Genomic DNA, 22,545 nt, shown 5'->3' with positions numbered 1-22,545 from the left:
AAACACCAAAGCAGCGCAGTCCCGTGTGAATCGTGGGATTGCGCTGCTTTTTTGAAATTCTATGAATAATCCAGGATCAAAATGCTGACTTCACCCAGACCGTCATCACGGATAATGTGACCGGCAAGCAAATCGCCAGCACGCAGTTTAGTCCGGCGACCGCGACCTTAGCGGCCCAAAAGTCCCCAGTCCTTAAAGGCTACGGGACCGCCACGCTGACTGTACCCGCGCTGACTGTATCCGCCGGTGCCGCTAACACGACCGTGACGGTTACTTACCGGCCAGCCCTGGTACCGGAGACTGATCCACAGGTTAAGACGGAGGTGCCAGAAGCACCATCGACCACCCCAGATAAGTACTACGACAACACGGATGGTGACGCCCAGCACGCGGCAATCGTTTACTTCGATGACACCACGCACCAGTGGCTCCACACCGACAATCTGCGGGGTAACACCGGGACCGCAATCAAGTATGGTGCTGCGGCGGGCATTAAAACCTACACCGACAAGGGTTACGAACTGGTAAGCAACGGCTTCCAGAGCGGGGCCACCTACGATGCGGATGATGCCACAACTCAGACCTACACGATTCACCTAGTTCACGGAACGATGACCAGCCCGGTTACCAGCAGTGTCACTCGGACCATCAACTATGTGGTCGCGGACGGTGGCAAGGCAGCTTCTGCACCGGTCGTTCAGCAGGTGGACTTTACCCGGACGCTGACCGTGGATAAGGTCACCGGTCAGGTAATTAGCAGCACCCCGGCAACGCCAACTAGTGGTGATTTTGCAGAGGTCTACACGCCAAACATCCCCGATTACGCGGCTGACGTGATCGTGGTCCCAACGGCTAGTGTTCACTATGGCAGCGCAAATACTGTGCTGACTGTTACCTACCGGCCAGTCGCACTCGGACCAGGCAAGCAGGTCTGGACGAAGGTCGAGATGCCAGAACCTGTTTCCACAACGCCAACGCCGATTCCAGACAATGGTGGCACAACCACTCCCGATGGTGGACCTACTGGTAGCGAGACCGGTACGCCAACAAGCACAACTCCTGAAGACCAGTTGCCAGACACAAATGGCAACACGCCAACCATCACGCCGGAGACTAACGGCGGGGATGATTCGGACATTGGCCACCTGCCAGATACTTGTGGAGGTATGGCCGGCAGCAACGCCAAGCAAAATGTCGCGGCTACGCAACAGACACTGCCCGCAACTGGTGGCAGCAATCCTGTCAGTGGACGCGGCAAGACCCAGCAACAATTGCCACAAACTGGGGATGAAAATAACAATGCTCTTTTAGCAATTGGTCTCGCAATCGCTACCTTCTTCGGCCTACTGGGCTTAGGTAAACAGCGGCGGCACGACTAAGAATCGACAGATAATTGACTGCACAGCATAGGGGAGCCCTTCCGCAAAGGAGGGGCTTTTTGCTGTGCTGTCGGGGCTTTGCGCCGATGTGCTGGTCAAGGACCATAGTGTGAGCCTTATGCAAAGCTTAAGAATATTAATCTTATTTTGCAGGCGCAAAAATTATTGCTAGGGCAAATTGATACCGCTTAGGACAGCATGTGGCCAATAATTAAGAAGTAGAACAATTGCCACTTGAATAGATAAAAATAACACGGGGGTATAACGATGATTAGAAATCAGAATGGAATCGAACGCAAAATTCATTACCGGATGTACAAAGCTAAGCACGGGTGGATTATCGCGGGCGTTGCCGTAGCGACCTTCACGCTGACCACGATGACTGGACAGCTACACAGTACCTTTGCCGCAACTGATGATCCAGCCGCCAACACGCAAACCGCCGCGAATACTAGTCAACCGGACAAGGTCGTCACCAAGACGGTCACGCGGACAATTCATTTTGTCGACGCGGCCGGGCAGACCGTCAGCCCCGATGTTGTGCAAACTAATACCCTGAGCGAAGACGCGCAGGGAACTTGGCATCTTCTGGGCACTAATAATTTTGTGGCTGTTAGCGCACCAACGATTAGTGGTCAGACGCCAGATACGCAGGAAGTAGCTGCCGCAGATGGGACAACTACTGGTGACGTGACGGTCCACTACAGCGCAGTGCCGGTTGCAAAAGATACACCCGCCGCGGATACGACTAGCACTAAGGATGCAACTGCCGCCGACACGACTACCACCACAGCGCCAGCCCAAGCCGCTGCTGTGAAGACCGCGACAGCGGAAACTGCGCAAGCAACGACGCCCGCTACGGACACACAGACAGGTACCGACGCGGACGCTACTGAAAGTACTACGGGAGCACAAACGGATGGCACGGCCACCAGTACAGCTACTGCCAACACTGCGGCCGCACAGACAGATAACACGACCGCTGCTTCAAGTACTACTAAGGACAAGCAGAACGCAACGGCCGCCCCTAAAGTTGAGTACAAGACGCTGCTAGACGCGGATGGCGAAACGCAGACGATTTCACTGCGGGTAGATGGCTCGACCACGACCACCACAACCGATGATTCATACACTGGTTATGTTGATGTTAAGCCTGCGGACGGGACGCCGAATGTGCACACCATCACGGTTGACGCGACGAACATCAAGAAGGACGACGTGATTACAATTACGGCGCCCGATTTTAAGACGATTTCACGGACCGACACTGTGAATGGACTCACCAACGCTGTGGCGGCGGATAAATCAAGCATTAGCTACACGGCAACAAACGACAATACTAACCTGAGCTTTTCGATTGAAGTCAGTGAACGCGCTGAGCAGGCTACCGGTACCGACAGTGGCGCACTGACCGTTGCTCTTAACGGTGATCCTAAACAGACGGTGACCATGAACGTTAAGAACGCGTTGCGCGATGTTACTAATGGCGAGATCACAGACTTCTCTGCGGGTGGCAGTGGGTCCAAGCAGGTTTCCGTTGGCGAAGACTTTGCAACCTCAATTGGTGTGGGCTACGATGACCGGATTCCACTGACTGATGTCAATGACTACACCTTCACCATCCCGGTTCCAGATGGCTATGAACTGGATGAAGAAGAGACTGAGAAAATGCAGCTTGAGCGTAATAACAGCTCAATTTTTGATTTTTCACAAGCTGGAGTTGGCCAAGATGTAATTGCTAAATTAGACATTGCTAAAGCAACGGCGGCCGGTCTGAACAACATTGGTTCCGGTGTTTACGGAAACGGTGGCGCTATTCCGACGAACACTTACTTTGTCGGCAAAATGACAACGGGTAGCAGTAAGGTTACTGCTACGGCGGCACCTACAACAACCATCAGCACCAAACAAGGGAATATCACTCACCAAGCTAAGACACCAATGTCCGTGAACGTCGAGAAGGCTAGCGAGACATACTGGACTAGTGGTGGCCAAAAAGAAGTGGTTTACGTTTCACAGCAAGATGTTGGTCAGTACAACGTCAACGGCAGTCACGCACTAAACGTTGTCAAAAACACGTCGGCTGACCTCGACGGTGAGTGGACCGTGCACGTACCTGATGGCCTTAGTTCTAAAGCAATCACAGTTAGCGCGGATGTTGCGCAGCGCGATCGGGGCTTCGATGGGACTGTAAGTGCCCTTGATGCGGATGGTAACGTTTTGGCAACCAGTTCTCTGAGTGCACTTAATTATGACGGCAATGGTTCTGGCATTTGGTCACCAAGCACGAATGGCACCATCAAGCAGTACGTGGTCAAAATTACCAAGATGGTCAACTCATCCTTTGGGACTGTGGCAATCGATCCTAGCTTGACAGTAGACGCAGCCACAGCAGGAACGATTAAGTATCCAATTGTGTACGACTATGCATACGCAACTGATAATGGTGTATTGAAGGGTACAGACGATAAAAATTACGGTCTTACCATAACCACCGACCACACGATTTATCAGACCTACACTTCGGAAACTGCAACGGGATCCACAGTTCAGGGTGGTGATTCAATTAGTTTTGAGGTGCACCCATTCTACAATTACTTCCACAGTGCATACCCGATCCTGGATGAAGGGGCGGTTATTTACGTGCGGCTGCCTGACCACACGACTTTTGAAAGTACTAACAAGTACAATGAAAATACCAGCGTGATCACTGAAGCAGACGGTAGTCAGTATCTCAAAATTGCGGTTCCTGCCGGTGACGCGACTAACCTGAGCGCTGATGGGCGCTACAACAAAGCTACTGTTGGGTACGGAACCGCGGGGATCGTGGTCAACTTAAAGGTTAACTCTGACGTGGTTGTTGGCGATGACCCAACCCTTGCTGCTGGTGATAGTGACAAGGTGCTGATCGGGCTACCGAACAACCAGATGGATGTTGCCAATTGGAAGAGCGGGGCTGGAGATGTCAAAACCGTTGACGCCGTGGCCGCTAACAACGAAAGTGCAATTGCGGCAGACGCGAAGGCGCTTGGCATTGATCAGTTCTACGTTGGTAAGGACACTACCAATACCGTTTGGAAGGTTTCCGTGCCAACCACGCTTTATCTCAGCAATGGGGTCAAGGCCGATGGTGAGCAGAGCTATGCCGTTGATGATCAGGGCATTGCAACCTTCTACCCGGACGCCGGAACTGATACCGGGAATATCCGGGCGTACGTTTACAACGGGACCACGGTGCCACTTAGTGATTACACGACCATGGTGACCCTGCCAACGACAGCAGATGGGGCGGCATACACTCTGCAGTTGACCGGTGGCGCAACTCCGGCCGCAGGGACCACTATCAAGTACAGTACCCAGAAGTACGACGTAACCAAGGGGACCGCACTAACCGCTGATCAACTGAGCGGCTTCCAGGATGCAAGTGCAATTACCGACTGGAGTACGGTCCGCAGTATCCTTGTTCAGAGCCCAAGCCTTGAACCCGCGACCGCGCTGACGGTGCAGATGCCGGTCAAGGTGGCAGATACTGGCAACACTGACACTACTGCCAACGCGACGGCCTACTCGTATGCAGACGGTGCGGACGGCAAAATTTTCGCCGCTCAAATCAACCAGCTGCCAACGCAGATCAAGACCCAGCGGCAGGTAACGGTTAACTATGTTGATGGCGATGGCAACAAGATTGCTCCGAGTCAGACGCTCAAAGGAAATATTGGTGACAAAATTACCATCCCTGCACAAACAATCGGTGGTTACACGCCTAAAGTGAAGACACAGGACTTCACTTACATTGATGACAACAACCAGTCCGTCACTTTTGTATATGACAAGACGACCATTCAAATCGGCATTACTTATGTCAACGAATTGACTGGGGAGACCATCAAGTCTGAAAACATCACCGGTCAACTGGGCGATGTCATCCCCCTGACTGACAGCAAGTACACGACGATTCCTGGATACACCGCTAATAGCAGCAATGTGAAGAGTTACACGGTTACCAACGCGCAGAGTCAGTTCATTAACCTTTACTTTGCACCCGCGACGAACACCATCACCGTGCACTACCAGTTCAAGGATGATTCCGGTAAGGTTACTGATTTGCATGAACCAACGACGACCAAACCAGCTTACGTTGGCACGAGTCAACCCCTGACTGCGCTCACGATTCCTGGCTACACCGTGATTGGGACAGCGACCGTTAACCAAACAATTGGTGATCAGCCTGGTAATTACACCTTCTTCTACACCCGGGCACAGCTGCCGCTGACCGTTAAATATGTTGATGAAACTGGTACGCAAATTCACCCCGATGGCCGCGGATACGTCACGGTCAACGCGGAAGCGGGCACGGCTGCGTACGACCTGAATGATCTGGGTTTGGTCGCAAGCATTGATGGTTACACACTGACGGCTGCAAGTGTGCCACTAGAGACGGGTGACGCGGGCTTCGACAAGACCACGGGCAAGCTGACTAAAGACACCGTGACCCTGACCTACCATAAGGCGGTCAAGCAGAATGCAACCGTTCTCTACGTTGACGATACTGAGCAGCACGCGCTCGCAACGGATCTGCTGACTGGTAATCCCGGCGATGTGATTAGTTACGATGTGACCGCTGGCATCAAGAAGTACACCGACAAGGGCTACGAAGTTGTCAGCAACGATTACGACCCAACGGAAACTTACGATGACGATGAGGCTACCGATCAGAATTTCACGATTCACCTGAAGCACGGGACAACAACGACTAAGAAGACCATCACCGTTACTCGGACCATCAACTACGTGGTCAGTGATGGTAATGCGACCGCGCCGGATGCTTTGATCCAAAAGGTAGAGTTCACGCAGACAGCAGTCACCGACAACGTTACCAGCACCACTAAGACGACGAATATGCCAACTGGTGGCAGCTTTGCTGCAGTTGGGACACCACATCTGTCCGGTTACGTTGCAGATACTGCAAGCGTTGCGGCTGCTACAGTTGCGCCTACCGATGCTAACTCCACGGTCACCGTCACCTACACGCCAGTTGGTGCACAAAACGCTCAGGTGGTTTATGTTGATGACAAGACCAACACACAGCTTGCCACCGAAGACTTGACGGGTGCTTACAATACAGATATCACCTACAACTCCGCGGATGGAATCAAGGTATACACGGACAAGGGTTACGAGCTAGTAAGCAACGGGTTCGACACGCCAAGCAAGTACGACGATGACGACACGACTACCCAGAAGGTTTACATTCACCTGACTCACGGCACGGTCACCAAGACCGTGACTACACCAATCACCCGGACCATTAACTACGTGGTCAGTGACGGCAACGCGGCGGCGCCACAAGCAGTTGTGCAGACGGCGACCTTCACCCAGCTGCAAACGCTGGATGCGGTGACTAAAGCTGTTCTCAGCACTGCCGATGCAACGCCAACCAGTGTCCCCCTGGACGCTGTCAACTCGGACCACATTGACGGCTACAATGTTGACAAGTCAACAGTTGCCGCGACTGACGTTCACTTTGGCGACAAGAGTTCCACGGTTACTGTCACCTACACGCCAGTTGGTGCACAAAAGGCCAATGTGGTCTACATTGACGACACGACCAAGCAGACGTTGGCGACAGAAGAAGTCACTGGCGCCTACAACACCAACATCGCCTACGATTCCGCTACTGGCATCAAGAACTACGCGGACAAGGGCTATGAGCTGGTAAGCAACGGCTTTGACACACCAACCAAGTACGATGATGACGACACGACTAACCAGACGGTTTACATTCACCTGATTCACGGTACAAGCTTCAAAACCGTGACGACACCAATCACCCGGACCATTAACTACGTGGTCAGTGATGGCAACGCGCCAGCACCACAAGCAGTTGTGCAAACCGCGACCTTCACGCAGACCGCGACCGTGGATAATGTCACTGGGAAGACTCTTAGTAAGACTGTGGCAACGCCAGCCAGCGTCACCCTGGACGCTGTCACCTCGGACCACCTCGACGGCTACAATGTTGACAAGTCAACAGTCACCGCGACCGATATTCACTTTGGCGACAAGAGCTCCACGGTCACCGTCACCTACACGCCAGTTGGTGCGCAAAAGGCCAATGTGGTCTACATTGACGACACGACCAAGCAGACGCTGGCAACAGAAGAAGTCACTGGCGCCTACAACACCAACATCACTTACGATGCTGCTACTGGCATCAAGGAGTACGCGGACAAGGGCTATGAGCTGGTAAGCAACGGCTTTGACACACCAACCAAGTACGATGATGACGACACGACTACCCAGACGGTTTACATTCACCTGATTCACGGTACAAGCTTCAAAACCGTGACGACACCAATTACCCGGACCATTAACTACGTGGTCAGTGATGGCAACGCGCCAGCACCACAAGCAGTTGTGCAAACCGCGACCTTCACGCAGACCGCGACCGTGGATAATGTCACTGGGAAGACTCTTAGTAAGACTGTGGCAACGCCAGCCAGCGTCACCCTGGACGCTGTCACCTCAGAACACCTCGATGGCTACAATGTTGACAAGTCAACAGTCACCGCGACCGCCGTTCACTTTGGCGACAAGAACTCCACGGTCACCGTCACCTACACGCCAGTTGGTGCGCAAAAGGCCAACGTGGTCTACATTGACGACACAACTAAGCAGACGTTGGCGACAGAAAAAGTCACCGGTGCTTACAACACTGATATCACCTACGATTCTGCAACTGGCATTAAGAACTACACGGACAAGGGTTACGAGCTGGTAAGTAACGGCTTTGACACCCCAACTAAGTACGACGATGATGACACGACTACCCAGACGATCACCATCCACCTGATCCACGGCACCACGCAAAACACGGTCACGACTCAAGTTACCCGGACCATCAATTACGTGGTCAAGAGTGGCGATTTGGCGGCGCCGGAAGCAGTCACCCAGACTGCTAGGTTCAGCCAGACAACCGTTAAGGATGCGGTAACGGGTGCCACCATTTCCGTAACCAAGCCAACGCCAAGTTCCGCAGATTTTGCAGCCGTTCCGTCAGAGCAATTTGATGGCTACATGGTTGATAAGCCAAATGTTGCGGCTAAGACGGTTCAGTTCGGCGATGCGAACACAACTGAGACAGTAACTTACTGGCAAGTCGGAATTCCGGAGACCAATCCACAGGTTAAGACTGAGGTGCCAGAAGCACCATCAACCACACCGGATAAGTACTACGACAACACGGATGGCGACGCGCAGCACGCGGCAATGGTCTACTTCGATGACACCACGCACCAGTGGCTCCACACCGATAACCTGCGGGGTAACACCGGAACCGTGATTGACTACGATGCTGCGGCGGGTATTAAGAACTACACCGACAAGGGTTACGAACTGGTAAGCAATGGCTTCCAGAGCGGAACCACCTACGATGCGGATGATGCAACAACTCAGACCTTCACCATTCACCTGCAGCATGGGACCAGCACGCAGCAGCTCAAGACCAGCGTTACCCGCACGATCAACTACGTGGTAGCGGACGGTGGCACACAAGCGCCTGCACCAGTAGTCCAGCAAGTAGACTTCACGCGGACAGTCACCGTGGATAAGGTCACCGGTCAGGTAATTAGCAGCACCCCGGCAACGCCAACTAGTGGTGATTTTGCAGAGGTCTACACGCCAAACCTTAAAGGCTACGCTGCCGACACGATCGTGGTACCGGCCACTACGGTGCACTACGGCAGCACGAACGCCACGGTCACCGTCACTTACCGGCCAGTCGCACTCGGACCGGGTAAGCAGGTCTGGACGAAGGTCGAGATGCCTGAGCCAGTTTCCACAACGCCAGCGCCGGACAACGGCGGCACGATCACCCCTGGCGGCGACGATGGGACGCCAACGGACACCACCCCTGAAGGCGAACTGCCAGACACGGATGGCGGCACTGACACCCCGACAAACACGCCAGAAACAAATGGCGCTGATGGTACGGATATTGGTCAGCTGCCAGATACCTTCGGCGGTGAAACCGGTAGTGGTGACAAGCAAAATGCCACGAACGAGCAGCAGAACCTGCCCGCAACTAGTGGCAGCACTGCCAAGAATGCCGCTGGTAAGGCTGAACAGCAACTGCCACAAACTGGTGACGCCAAGAACAGCGGCTTGTCCGCACTTGGCCTCGCAATTGCCGGTTTCTTCGCTCTACTGGGCTTCGGTAAGAAACGCCGTAACGGTGAAGATTAATTGCCTAGCCAGATTCACGAAAAAGGGACTTCTCCACTGCGGAGAGGTCCCTTTTGGCGTGCGCTGACGGCGCGGCCGGTGCTAGCGATTAGCTTCCAGCCGGTCCATCGTTTTGTTCAGCGCTGCGTCGACGCGGTTGTTGTTCTTGTTGGTGGCGTGGCCCTTTACCTTGTTCCAGGTGAGGTCATCGAAACGATCGACTTCCTGAAGCAGCTGCTGCCAGAGGGTGGCGTTCTTGACGACCTTGCTACCCTTATGCCAGTTGTTTTGGCGCCACTTGACGTACCACTTTTGCTGCATGGTGTTGATGACGTAGGCGGAGTCGGAGTAAACATTGACGGGGATGTCCGTGCGTTTGAGTGCGCGCAGACCCTGGATGACGGCCATGATCTCCATGTAGTTGTTAGTGCGGCCGAACTCGCCGTCGCTGAGCATCTTCTCGTGCTCACCGTAAATCAGGAGGGCGGCCCAGGCGCTCGGGTCGGTGCTTTTGACGCTGCCGCCGGCGTAGTTGCCGTGGTTGCGGTTGCCGCCATCGGTGTAAACTTCGATACTCGTCATTTTTATGTCCTTTCCGGTCTGTTAGAATAGCTGTAGGAGTGGCCACGCCGGGATGTGCAAAATTCCGCCGCGGCGCGAAAGTGAGGAAAACTGTTATGATTGAAATCGATTTAGTGCGGCACGGCCGCACCGTGTTCAACGAGGAACGCCGGGTACAGGGAATGGCCAATTCGGAATTGACCCCCGCCGGCAAGCAGAATGCCATTGCGCTTGGCCGCGGCCTGGCGTTAGCCGGCAAGGAGTACGATGCGGTTTACGCCAGCGACCTGACGCGCGCTAGTGACACCGCCAAGCTCGTTTTGCAGGGCATGGGCGATAAGCAAGCGGTCAAAATTGACGAGGGGCTGCGCGAAGAAAACTACGGCCACTATGAAGGCTGGCTGGTCGACGACTACGCTCGCGATGCGCTCGGCGTACCGAACTTCAAGAACGCGATTGCGACGGGCCGCTACACGCTAGAGCAGATTGCGGACAAGACCCGCGTGATGAACGCGGATCAAACCCCGAACACCGCTGAGGATGCGGCGATGGTCGTGAAGCGGCTGGACGACGCCCTGCGCGGCATCGCCGAACACGCCGAGCAGACCGGTGCGCTGCGGACCATGGTGGTGAGCCACGGGACGGCGCTATTGATGTGGCTGACGGCGGCCGGTAAGGGTGTTGAGGGGCTGGAGATGTTGCACAACGTCAGCCTCAGCACGGTTTACTACGACCGCGGCGAATTCCAGGTCGTTGATATCGACAACCTCACTTACTTGAAGCGGGGTTTAGCGGCTCAGCAGTAAGCATGTAGATGATCGCGCCGGCGAGGGGCACAACGGCGAAAATGATGCCGCGGCTGCCGAGAAAGTGCGTGGAGGTGGCGGACAGGGTCGCACCGATAATCAACGCGATGATGGTGGCACTGGCGTCGCCGGCCCGCAGCAACGCGCCCTTGTCGTGCTTAGCAATCGCGTCATAGAGGCCCTCCGCGGCGGTCCGCAGGTTCCCGGTCATCATGATCGACATGAAGGGCTTACCGCGCAGCCGCCGGAATTCCTGGAGTTGCGCAGCCGCGATGATGGCAACCAGCGAGCTGGCGGCAACATCCGGTAGCACCGGCGCGATGATCGTGGTCACAAGGGCCATGCCCGCTTCAAAGAACAGGACGATGGTCGCCCGCCGCCGCAGTGCTGCGGTGTCGCTCAGTGCGTGCTGCAAGCTGCGGATAATGGCGGTTCCGATTGCGAAGACGAGGAAGGGAATCAGGTGCGTCAGCACTTGCGCCCAGTCGCCGCGGCCGAGGTTGATACCCATGAGGATCATGTTCCCGGTCTGCAGGCCGGCAAACACGCCGCCGTGGTCGAGATATGTATATGCGTCCAGCGCGCCAGCCGTTGCGGCGAGGAACATGCCGGTGGGGAGACGTTCAGTGATGGGGTAGATTTGCGTCATGCCGATGTGTCCTTTCGTATGGGTAACCAAAATTGTCCGTTCGGGAGGCCTAACTCTTACGTGGAGGTCCACCCCGAACTTTAAAACCCTATTTTACCACGACCACCAGCTTCCAGGCTGGCGGGGATTGTCTTGGCGGTGGTACACTGTGACGTAAGTAATTTTGTCACGTAAGCTTATTTTGGAGGTCAACATGGACAAGAATCACCTATCACGGCGGAACCTCTTCCTCATCGGCACGATGCTGTTCGGAATGTTCTTTGGCGCCGGCAACTTAATTTTCCCCGTCTTCCTGGGCCAGAATGCGGGCCGCAACCTGATTCCCGCAGTGATTGGTTTCTTGATCTCCGGCGTCGGGCTGCCCTTACTCGGGGTTGCCGCGATCGGGATGAGCAAGACGGACGGCGCATACGGGCTCGCGAAGAAGGTCGGTAAGACTTTTGGCCTCGTCTTCACCGTCATCTTGTACCTAGGCATCGGGCCGCTGTTCGCGACGCCGCGGCTGGCCACGATTTCTTATTCGATTGGCATTCAGCCCTTCATTCCGGCTAAGTACGATCACCTGACGCTCGCGGTGTTCTCCACCGTCTTCTTCTTCGTCGCGTGGCTGCTGGCCCGCAAGCCGGGGCGGGTGATGGTGTACATCGGCAAAATCCTGACACCCGCCTTCCTCGTCACTTTGGTGTTACTGCTGCTGTTCGTGGTGCTCTTCCCCATGGGCGGCACCCACGCTGCGGCGGTTGGCACCTATAAAGCTGCGCCCCTGCTGACAGGGTTCACGAATGGTTACATGACCATGGACGCGCTGGCCAGTCTGGCCTTCGGGGTCGTTGTCGTGCGCTCGATCATGGACCTTGGCGTCACCAAACCGAGTGCCATCGCTAGCAACACCATCCGCGCCGGCATCATTGCGGCGGTGCTCATGGCGATCCTCTACTCCGTTCTGGCTTACATGGGCTTGACCGCACTCGGTGAATTCGACCGCGCTAGCAACGGTGGGGTCATCATCGCCCAAATCGCGCACTACTATTTTGGCACGCTGGGCAGCGTCTTGACCGCGATCATCGTCGTTCTGGCCTGCCTCAAAACGGGTGTCGGGCTCATCACGGCCTTCGGGGACATGTTCAAGGAACTCTTCCCGAAACTGAACTACCAGTTTCTCATTCTGGTGGCAACGGTCATTCCGCTGCTGCTGGCAAACGTGGGCCTGAACGCGACGATTGCGATCTCGCAGCCCTTCCTCTACTTCCTGTACCCGATTGCCATCGTGCTGATCCTGCTGGGACTCCTGGCCCGGACTTTTGGCGATGAACAGCTCGTATACGTTATCACAATCACGGTGACGACCATTCCCGCGATTCTGGACGGTCTCAACGCTTTGCCGCAGAGCATGCACATTGGCTTGATCAAAAACCTGCTGCACATGGGCGCTTACCTGCCGGGCTTCAGTTTAGGCCTCGGCTGGACGGTGCCAGCGCTAGCGGCGTTCTGCGTGTCCGTGTTTATTGCGGGCATCGTGCGGCGGCGGCGCGAAGCAGCGGCTTAAGGGCCGGGCAGCGGGCACCTTTATTCCGCTGCGTTACGGGGTAGCTCCATGCACAGGGTCGCGTTCAAGCCTTGCAAGCCCGGCAAGTCTTGCCGCTAAGCTGGCGGCCAACGCTCGCCTCCGGCTCACCTTGTTGTCCGTGCGCTTCCCCCAACAAATAGCGGCAAGCCTGCATAAACCGCAGTCTAGCCGCAATTTGTTGCGATGGCATGGAACAACCCCGTACCTCCGCTGCATAAAGGCGCCCGCGGCCCTGGACTTTTGGACGGAGGCTGATATAGAGGTAAAACCTAGATTGATCGTCCAGCAGTAGGGCTGCCATGTGCGCTAAGATAATTCAGCTTGCACAATTGCGGGCCCGGCCCTAAGATTGAAGAGCATAGAATAGACGAAATTTTGGGAGGAAAACCATGCCAGAGAATAACATTAGCTTCGACCAGTTAAGCGAAGCGGCACAGGATACGGCTGTTAACAACTTCGGCCGCTTCTACGTTAAGCATTTCCGTACTGACGGTCTGGATGTGATTGCACAGCTCGACCGGACGGGTTTCATTGCCGACATTAATGGCTTCATGACGGAGAACTCATCTCTGCACAGTGATGAACTGCTTGAAGGTGTCGTCGCACGGCGGCGGGGCAACATGATCGGGCTGATCAAAGCACTCGGCCTGACCTTTGATGAATCTGGTAAGCCCCAGCCATCACTTGAGCAGTGGTACCTCGACAAGAAGAGTACCGCGGTCGTTGACGACTAAAGCTGCGCGAATTTAACTAATTTTGCTTACTTTTCACCCGTAAAAACATTTTGCGGGTGTTTTTTTATTGTATTTTTGCAAAATAAATGTTAGCGCTTAACCCGCATCGCAAAGGCATTCCTGAATAAAGAACGTTGCTTATGGCAAAAACATTTTTGTAATTGCTTGGATAAGGCGTGGCAATGTTTTAGATTTAGGTTATGGGGTACATTGTTAACAGGTTATGTAGAAAGGAGTGGTCTTTACGTTAACTAGGATGGCCACACAGGTTTAAGGGGCGAACGGTGCCCCTTGGAATCCGAGAGGAGGAACACCATGCGCAAGATATGGAAGTGCGTGGCGATTCTGGCACTGATGTTGATGCAGGTTCAAGGCATTTTTGCCATCAGTCCTACCTCCGCAGTCATGGCTCAGGATGAAAAAGTTATTCTGGACAACGATTTTGCAAGGGTGGGCGTAACGGCCGAAGTCAAGGATGATGTCATCGAATGGACGCTAGATTATGCCAAGTACGCACCAAGTGACGCCAGCACGCGGGCAATCAGGTTCAAACTCGCTACCGCCGCTGACGGTACGGGTACTGTCCAACGCAAAGATGGCGATATTGAACAAAAAAAAGATACTGACGAATGGTTCCGTGAAGACCCAGCCGCAACGCATGACCAAGGCAAGCTAATCGTTACGACTGACCAGGGCGTGCAGGAATTACACGTTTGGGTGCAGCTCGACAGCGAACTGATGGGTGTGCAGACAGTGGATCTCTTACAAGGCACGGATGCGGAAAACCACGTTGTCACCGCACCGGAACTGTCAGCAGAGGAACAACCAGCTGAGGATGTTGTCGAAACCGACACAACGGTCAACGTGCAGAAGCCAGAGCTGGTGGAAAACGGTGACCAGCAGGAAACAACGGCAACCAAAGATAAAACAAACAATCAAGAACCAACTAAACAAGAAAAACAGCCAGCAGTTGCTTCAGAAGGGCATACCCCAATTGCACAACTCCTGACAAAAGGGGCAGCCAGCGCAGCACACGCACGGGTTGGCAACTCTTCAGCTAACGATGTGTTCAAATACGGTAAGTTTGCTGACGGTGAGTACCCGCAGCATTACACCGACCAGCACATCGGCGGCAGTAGCGATAACGTACGGAACTACAATTACACCAAGACGGATGGCTCCGTAGCGCGGCCAATTGTTTCAAGTATTCTGAATGGTAGTGATGCATTTGCGAATGGCTACCACCACTACACCGGTGGAGAAAGTGCTTCTGAAAAGTACAACGTCTACACCAAGAAGAGCGTTCAGCCAACGGGAAATGAAAACGAATTTAAAGTTCAACTAGATGTGATTGGCGATGCGATTCGCACATTCCCCAAAATTGATGTTGTGTTGGTATTAGATAAGTCAAGCAGTATGAACGAAGAGACTCCAGAACGTATTTCACGCTGGGAACAGTTGCAAAATGCAGTAGAAGGTTTTTCAAGAGCCATTCTTGGTACCGGTAATTCTGTACAACTGGGTATGACTACTTTTACTTCTGAAGAAAGAATTTTGTTATATGGGAACCCATATGCAGAAATTGCATCGTTTGGAGGACTTTCACAAAATTCCATGAACCAGTTTCGCGGCTATACTGCGGATGCTTCAGAGATTACCAGTCATCCAGCATTTACAAATGCTCCAACAGGTGCAACTCTTCAGAGAACACCTACTTTCATCGGTGTCGATGCGGGATTACATTTGCTGTATAACGCGAATATGGGCGCGCGTAGTGATGCAAAGAAAATTCTAATTACAATCACCGATGGACTGCCAAATTATTCTCCCAGCAGCTCCTATACTGGTACTCATAACGATAGTGCTGTGGCGGCTTCACTAGGAAGAGCAACGTCAAGTATTACAAATAATAGTAACAACAGACTTCGCAGATATACGTTGTCGCAGGGCGGCCTTTATACAACCTCGGGTAATGAAGCTCAGCAAGTAACCAACAATATCGCGTTTATCAATGGCCGCTTCGGCATTCCTGCTTACAAGGATCTGAGTGCATATGCTGTCGGAATGTATGTTGGTTCAGGCGAACAACAAAACGCGCAGAGGTTGTTAACTGCTTTAGGACCAGATGGTAGCTATGACGTTAGCGATACGCAAACGTTAATCGAAAAGCTTAATGAAGCAGTCTACAATGAGATTTCGCAAATTGTTAGCGCGGTACTCACTGATCCTATGAGCGATTTTGTCGACTATGTTGCGGGTAGCTTAAAAAAATACGGACTTACTTTGCAGCATGCAAGTAGCGGCAACACGTTGGCCGTTACAGGTTCAAACGGTAACTATCCACAGTACATCAATAACGCAACGGTTACTGAACCAAATACCAACAATAGCCAAACGTTAAAGGTTGAAAACTTGAATTTGGGCGGTACAGAAGATTCGCAGTATGGGTTACGCCTTGAATACTTGGTGAAACTCAAAGAAGAGTACCGTGACAATCAATTTTATCCAACCAACAAAACCACAATGTTGAAGAATAATACGACAGCAAGTGTTGATGATTACCTGCACTTTGCAGTTCCGTCGGTGCGTAACGCTAAAGAGACCGCGGAGCTGACAGTTGTCAAGGAATGGCGTGGTAGTGATGGTGAGCTTAATTCTGACGAACCATACCAGCTCCGCGCTGATTTACGATTCCAGTTGCAACGAAGTACTAACGGTGGTGCTTTCGAAAATGTCGGGGAGTTCAAGGCCCTCAGCAAGGATGCTGCTCCAGATGAAATGACGCTCACCTGGAACAGCCTGCCGGTCGAATTAATGAACCAGCCAGTAACTTACCGGGTTGTTGAAACCACTGCTACGGGCGGTGCGTTTGTACCGGGTTACGAAGCTCCCGCCTACAGTGATCCAGTTATCCTGACCAAAGGGGGGGATAACAAGATCACAGTGACGAATAAGTTGAAAACAATGAACTACAGCTTTACTAAGACAGGAGATGGGGGCAAAGAATTAGCAGGTGCTGAATTTAGCCTAACTCGTAACGGTAACCCTTTTGGACAGCAGCCGCTGAAGAGCAATTCGTCCGGTAAGGTGTACCTAGACAACATGCCGCTTGGTGATTATGTTTTGAAAGAAACTGAAGCGCCAGATGGGTACAAGCTACTTGAGACACCATTTAGCTTTTCAGTTGTTGCTGACGCAGAAGGCAAGCTGGGCATGACCGATAAGCTAAAGGACGAAAAATTAGCTAACGAGCTACTTCCATTCAAAATGACCCTTAAGAAAACCGATGTGAGTGGTGCTCAACTTCTTAAATCAACGTTCACGGTTACTCGTGATGGTAAGGAATTAGCACCCATCGAGACTGACGAAAGTGGCGCAGTCATCTTCGTCAACAAGCTTGAACCTGGAACTTACAAGTTCACGGAAACAAGCGCGCCAGATGGATACATTCGTCCTTCCGGAACATTCACCTTGGTCGTTAAGGATGATGGTTCAATTACACCAATGGATTACTCACTGGCAGACCTGAACCCTGAATACTACGGAGCTGAATGGGCTGAAGATAATAGTGGCGCAATTAACGTCAATATCACAATCAAGAACGTTAAGCAGGCGGACGGTCAGCTGCCAATGACCGGTGGGATGGGCACAGGCATCATCATTCTCGTTGGGGCGCTCCTGATTGTACTTGCACTGGTACTGCACCGGATCGACCGGCGTAACAAGCGGGGAGGTGCTAGCGATGATTAAGCTCAAGCGATACGTAATTGCAGCACTCGCCGTGATGTGCGGGTTAATTGTCCTCAACCTTGATGCCCATTCCGTGCATGGGGCAGGGGGCAACACAGAGATCATCATTCACAAGCGGGTGTTCCCGACCCTACAGAATGACGGCACGAAGCACGCTAACAACGGTGAGCAGCTTGGCGCGAACTCGGAGCTTTTGACCAAAACTGAGGGTTTGAACGGTGTCACTTACGATGTCTATGATGCGACCCCGCAGTTGATCAAATCCATTGCCGCCAACCAGAGTTCTGCCGACTTCGTGAGTCAGTACAGCGACATGAGTCACACTGCAGCGACTGAAGTGGCCGCGGGGATGACTAAGGTGGGCAGTGTGATTACCGCCTACGATGCCGGATTGAATGAAGATGGAGTGGCCCGAATCAGACTACCAAGTCTGGATGCAAATGGACACCTTAAAGCCTACTACCTGCTGGAACGCTCGGTGGACGGTGACGTTGAAGTCAATATCACCCAAACCCAGCCGCTCATGCTGATCATGGGTGTGAAGAACGCGCAAGGCCAAGAAATCAACCCGCTGCACATTTACGCAAAGAACGATGCGTACGCGCGGGACCCTTACTTTTTCAAGCTTGGGGTCGACAGGGAAGGCGGTAAGCACCGTCTGGAAGGCGCAGAGTTTGTTTTCACCAAAATCGGTGATGACGGCAAAACGCTCTACCTGGCGGCTGATCAGCCGAATACTTTGACACTCAACTGGTTAGAAAGCAGCGACCCAGCGAATGATCCGTTAGTTGTCCGCTTTACTTCCGACAAGAACGGCTTAGTTGCGACCCCCGGGATTTTTGTTCCGAGTGGCGACTACCGCTTCTATGAAGTAAAGGCACCGGCTGGCTACATTTTGGACGAAACACCGATAAACGTGCACGTTCCATCCCGGCATTACGACGAGAACGGCAAGGAACTCTTTGTAACCGTGAACGGTGTCAAAATTGTTGAAAGCGCCAGTGGCATTCTCAGTGAAGGTATTATCAAGGCTGCTGAAGCCCGTGTATATAACTACATGAGAAATCCCGACAAACCAACTGAACCGGGTAAGCCCGGCGAACCAGGTCAACCCGGTGAGCCAGGACAGTCAGGCACTCCTGGCACAAATGCTCCTGGTGGTGGCACCAGCGGTTCTAGTCAAGCTCCTGGTGGTGGGGATAGCACCTCAACAATTGGTGGTTTCTTCCCACAATTGGGTAATGAAGCAAGCATACTGCTCTTGATCCTGGGCCTGACACTCATGACCGGAGCGGTAGTGGTATGGCGCAAACGGCAGGCACACTAAGCTCCAAAAAAATAAATGAACGAGGCGACAAAATTAGATGAAAACATGACTGACACAGGGCAGCAGAGCTAGATAGCCAGCTGCTCATCCATGAGGAGGAAATAATCATGAAAAACGCAACGATTAGCAAGAGCTGGACTACATTGATGGCATCCGCGTTAGTGTTGAGCACTCTTGGTGGCATGATGGCCAGTGCAACTTCGGTGGTAATGGCAGCAGGCCCTGACGAGGTGGAAGTAGTTGTTCATAAAAAGGATGGTAGTGAGTTTGAAGGTTTGGTGCAGAACACCGGGGAAATCATGACCGATTTCGATGGCTTACCGGCAATTACCGGCGCGGGGTTCACTGTCTACGATCTTAGTGAAGAATTCTACACTGAATACAACAAAGAGGGTCATGATAGCGCTGCAGCATATCAGCACCTTCGGGACAACTTTTACACCTTAATTGAAAATAAGGTACCCGTTGCTGGAGAACAGCTGACAGCTGGGACTGATGGGTCAACTACCTTCACCCTTGATCGTAAGGACGGCAAAGGGCGGCACGCAATCTACGGAATTGACGAAACCACAATTCCAGACAAAATGACTGGTAGCGCGCCAATGATTGTTGGCCTGCCAGCGAACACATCTGATGGTATCATCCACCTCTACCCTAAAAACCACAGCGGAGTTAAGAAACAGCTCAAGAATCCGGACGCCCCTGGCAACTTCTTGGACGAAGGGGCTATTCACGGTTTTGAAATTGGTCAGGAGCTTACCTACCAAGTTACGTTCAATGTTCCGGGAGATATTGGTACTCCTGGACGCTACACGCAAATGACGCTTAGCGACGCGATGACTGCCGCTGGTGCCAACATGCTGCGAATCGACAGCATGCAGATTGGCGGAATGAGTGTGTTGGCAGAACTTGGTCCGGCTAACAGTTTTGCAAATTATAAGGTGACGTCACCATACGATGAAACCCCTGGGGCAGACAACTTAACCAATGAAGCTGCCGGTTGGGAAATGTCCTACAACTTGTCTGATAAGACTGTTCGGGACCTGTGGGCAAAGTACGAGGGGAAGGCATTAACAATTGAGTACACCGTTAAACTCAACGGTGACATGGTAGTCGATAATGAAGTAGATAACGAGTTCACCTTTAAACTAGATCATAGGGGTGGGAGCACTACCCAAATGGATGATGGCGCCGATGTGACAACTGGTGGGATCCACTACGTTAAAATTGATAGCAAAGATCAGCAAAAACTGGGCGAAGCAAAGTTTGTTCTGCGAAACAAAGCTGGCAAATATGCTAAGTTTACTGGGCCTACCGCTGATCCAGTCAAGATTGAATGGGTGGATGCTGAAGCGGATGGTACTCCAATTATCACTGGAAGTGATGGTGTGATTGCGATTGCGGGGCTTGCCTACGCAGAGTACACCCTGGTTGAAACAGAGGCACCAAATGGCTACATCACGCCAACTGGGACTGATCGTGAGACTACGTTTACCGTCGCGAAAGGCACTTACACGGTTGACGCGATTCGCCAAATTAAAAACGTTCCAGACAGTCCTGGTTCTCTGCCATCCACCGGTGGCATCGGCGTCATCACCCTGCTGGTAGTCGGTGGTGGCCTAATGGGAGCTGCGGCTCTGAAGCGCAAGCGCGAAGATGAAGCTTAACCTTCACAAACCGTCAGCTAAACACAATCTGTAGACGCTAAACTCGACACACCATTTGGGGGGATGAGCATGAACAAGGGCCGCTGGCTTCGCAGAATCATTTTCACAGTCGGATTGTTGATCTGTCTCTACCCCCTAGTGAGTCGGGCGGTCAATCAGGTCCGCATTCAGTACGATTTGCGCCAAGTGCAACAGGACAAGCGGGCTCAGGAGGCGCGGGCAAAAGAGTTGGCGAAGAATGATAGTCAACCGCTCATGACCGATTTTGGGACCAGTAACGTGCGCCGGAAACTGAACAAGCAGTTACTGGGCACCCTCAGTATTCCCGACCTCAAAGTCGCCTTGCCGCTGTTTGACAATGTGTCCGAGGCGGCCCTGAACCACGGGGCGGGGGTGATTCCCGGATCGAGTCCCCCGGTCGGCGGCAAGGGTACGCACAGTATCATCTCCGCCCACGCCGGTCTGCCGAGCAAGGAGTTCTTCAGCAACCTGCACAAACTGAAGAAGGGCAAAACCTTCCTGATCACGGTGGCGGGCAAGACCCGCGCGTACAAGGTCGACAGCATCCACACGGTCCTGCCGACGGAAACCAAGTACCTGCTCAAGGAACCGGGCAAGGACCTGGTCACGCTGCTAACCTGCACGCCGGTCCCGGCCAACACGCACCGTTTGCTGGTGCGCGGCCACCGGGTACCGTACACGCCGCACCTGGCCAAAGCGGCAGCGGTGGCTAACGACACAGCGCTGTGGCGAAACCTGCTGATCTTGGCGGGGGTCGTGCTCATCGCAATTGCGGCCGGGAGCTACATCTACATTCGGCACCGGCGCAAGAAGTTGGCTAACAAGTAAGACTGTGAATCTTAACGGAAAGATGGCGGACGCCGCGGCGCTCGCCATCTTTTGCTGTTGAGGTCCAAGCGACATTTTCGCATCTGCACTGGGCACGATTTCCTCATCTCTGCTACACTAATCACCAAAGTAAAAGAGAAAGCAGGCGTCCCCATAATGGAACCATATTTGATCATCAGCGATGTTGACGGCACCCTGGCCGTTGACCATCAGCACGTGTCGCCGCGCACCGTGACCGCGCTCAACCAGGCGATGGATGCCGGCCACCGCTTCTTCGTGGCGACGGGGCGGATGTACGCACTAGCCAAAATCATGTCCGATCAAGTCGGCCCGCGCGCGGGCATCATCGGCTCGAACGGGGCGGTTTATGATTTTGGCGGCGAACGCGTGCACCACTTGCTTGGTGAGGCGGCGCTGCGGGCTGTGAACGACGTGACGGAGGCGAACGGGCTGTCCGCGTTCTACTTTAGTGATGACACCGTCTACTACACCAAAACGCCACCAGCCTTCGTTGAGGACGCGCTGCGGGTATTCCAGCCAAGTGGTCTGACCGTGGGCGTGACGCAGGTGGGCACACTGGAGAATCTGCTCAAACACGAAAATGAGATTACTAACGGCATCGTCATCAGTCCGCGCGATGCAGAGGGCTTGGCTGCCTCAATGGAGCAACTAAAGCAGCTCGACTTGATGCACCTGTCCGCGTCTAACAACGACAACATGGAGCTGATTCCCAAGGGCATTGATAAGGCGACGGCTATTCGCGAGCTGCAGCGCCTCAGCGGCATCCCAGCGGAGCGCACGATCGTGTTCGGCGACGGGATGAACGACATTGGCATGATGAAGGCGGCCGGCATCAGTGTCGCAATGGGCAACGCGGTACCGCCAGTTAAGGCCGTCGCAACGCACGAAACGGCTGCCAACACCGAGGACGGAATTGCTAAGTTTCTGAACGAATACTTTAATCTTTCCGCATAAACGGGGCAAATGAGTCATAACAGCCGTGTTTGTGAGATGCGGTTAAGAATTTGACGGG

12 protein-coding genes are annotated in these 22,545 nt (G+C 53.3%); 10 read left to right on the top strand and 2 right to left on the bottom strand.

Annotated features, from left to right (window positions below):
* The first annotated feature begins 65 nt into the window (after window positions 1-65).
* Together GN107_RS10200 and GN107_RS10195 are read left to right on the top strand one after the other, a co-directional pair.
* A complete protein-coding gene (locus GN107_RS10200; RefSeq protein ID WP_308779616.1) occupies window positions 66-1,379 on the top strand; it encodes a mucin-binding protein in 1,314 nt (437 codons plus the stop codon).
* A 267-nt stretch (window positions 1,380-1,646) separates the two neighbouring features.
* Window positions 1,647-9,623, top strand: coding sequence for a mucin-binding protein (locus GN107_RS10195; protein WP_155287747.1), 7,977 nt, complete (start codon window positions 1,647-1,649; stop codon window positions 9,621-9,623).
* 81 nt (window positions 9,624-9,704) lie between these two features.
* Here the strand turns inward: GN107_RS10195 and GN107_RS10190 are convergent, their stop codons facing one another.
* Window positions 9,705-10,184 (bottom strand): ribonuclease H family protein, encoded by a 480-nt coding sequence (locus GN107_RS10190; protein WP_155287748.1) that lies wholly within the window; start codon window positions 10,182-10,184, stop codon window positions 9,705-9,707.
* Between the two features lie 95 nt (window positions 10,185-10,279).
* Here GN107_RS10190 and GN107_RS10185 point away from each other — a divergent pair, with 95 nt between their 5' ends.
* Complete coding sequence (locus GN107_RS10185; RefSeq protein WP_155287749.1) at window positions 10,280-10,969, top strand: histidine phosphatase family protein; 690 nt, start codon at window positions 10,280-10,282, stop codon at window positions 10,967-10,969.
* Here the strand turns inward: GN107_RS10185 and GN107_RS10180 are convergent.
* Window positions 10,932-11,618, bottom strand: coding sequence for a YoaK family protein (locus tag GN107_RS10180; RefSeq protein ID WP_155287750.1), 687 nt, complete (start codon window positions 11,616-11,618; stop codon window positions 10,932-10,934). The genes GN107_RS10185 and GN107_RS10180 overlap by 38 nt on opposite strands.
* A gap of 193 nt (window positions 11,619-11,811) precedes the next feature.
* Here GN107_RS10180 and brnQ point away from each other — a divergent pair, with 193 nt between their 5' ends.
* The 7 genes from brnQ to GN107_RS10145 all read left to right on the top strand — a co-directional run bounded on the left by brnQ (window position 11,812) and on the right by GN107_RS10145 (window position 22,487).
* Window positions 11,812-13,164, top strand: a complete 1,353-nt coding sequence (gene brnQ, locus GN107_RS10175; protein WP_155287751.1) for a branched-chain amino acid transport system II carrier protein — start codon at window positions 11,812-11,814, stop codon at window positions 13,162-13,164.
* A gap of 410 nt (window positions 13,165-13,574) precedes the next feature.
* Window positions 13,575-13,919 carry a hypothetical protein gene (locus GN107_RS10170; protein ID WP_155287752.1) on the top strand — a complete coding sequence of 115 codons (345 nt, stop codon included), beginning with the start codon at window positions 13,575-13,577 and terminating at the stop codon, window positions 13,917-13,919.
* A gap of 336 nt (window positions 13,920-14,255) precedes the next feature.
* Window positions 14,256-17,669 (top strand): vWA domain-containing protein, encoded by a 3,414-nt coding sequence (locus tag GN107_RS10165; protein WP_196246326.1) that lies wholly within the window; start codon window positions 14,256-14,258, stop codon window positions 17,667-17,669.
* Window positions 17,662-18,996, top strand: a complete 1,335-nt coding sequence (locus GN107_RS10160) for a pilin N-terminal domain-containing protein (protein ID WP_155287754.1) — start codon at window positions 17,662-17,664, stop codon at window positions 18,994-18,996. The genes GN107_RS10165 and GN107_RS10160 overlap by 8 nt, the downstream gene beginning before the upstream one ends.
* A 107-nt stretch (window positions 18,997-19,103) precedes the next feature.
* Complete coding sequence (locus GN107_RS10155) at window positions 19,104-20,663, top strand: SpaH/EbpB family LPXTG-anchored major pilin (protein WP_155287755.1); 1,560 nt, start codon at window positions 19,104-19,106, stop codon at window positions 20,661-20,663.
* A gap of 63 nt (window positions 20,664-20,726) precedes the next feature.
* Window positions 20,727-21,512, top strand: coding sequence for a class C sortase (locus GN107_RS10150; RefSeq protein WP_155287756.1), 786 nt, complete (start codon window positions 20,727-20,729; stop codon window positions 21,510-21,512).
* A gap of 156 nt (window positions 21,513-21,668) precedes the next feature.
* Window positions 21,669-22,487: an HAD family hydrolase gene (locus GN107_RS10145; RefSeq protein ID WP_155287757.1), complete on the top strand. Its 819-nt coding sequence runs from the start codon at window positions 21,669-21,671 to the stop codon at window positions 22,485-22,487.
* Window positions 22,488-22,545: the final 58 nt, after the last annotated feature.

The sequence above is a fragment of the Lacticaseibacillus zhaodongensis genome (assembly GCF_009687905.1).
Lineage (GTDB): Bacteria > Bacillota > Bacilli > Lactobacillales > Lactobacillaceae > Lacticaseibacillus > Lacticaseibacillus zhaodongensis.
The sequence above is the reverse complement of the archived record's forward strand: the minus strand, read 5'-3'. Positions and strand labels throughout refer to the sequence as shown.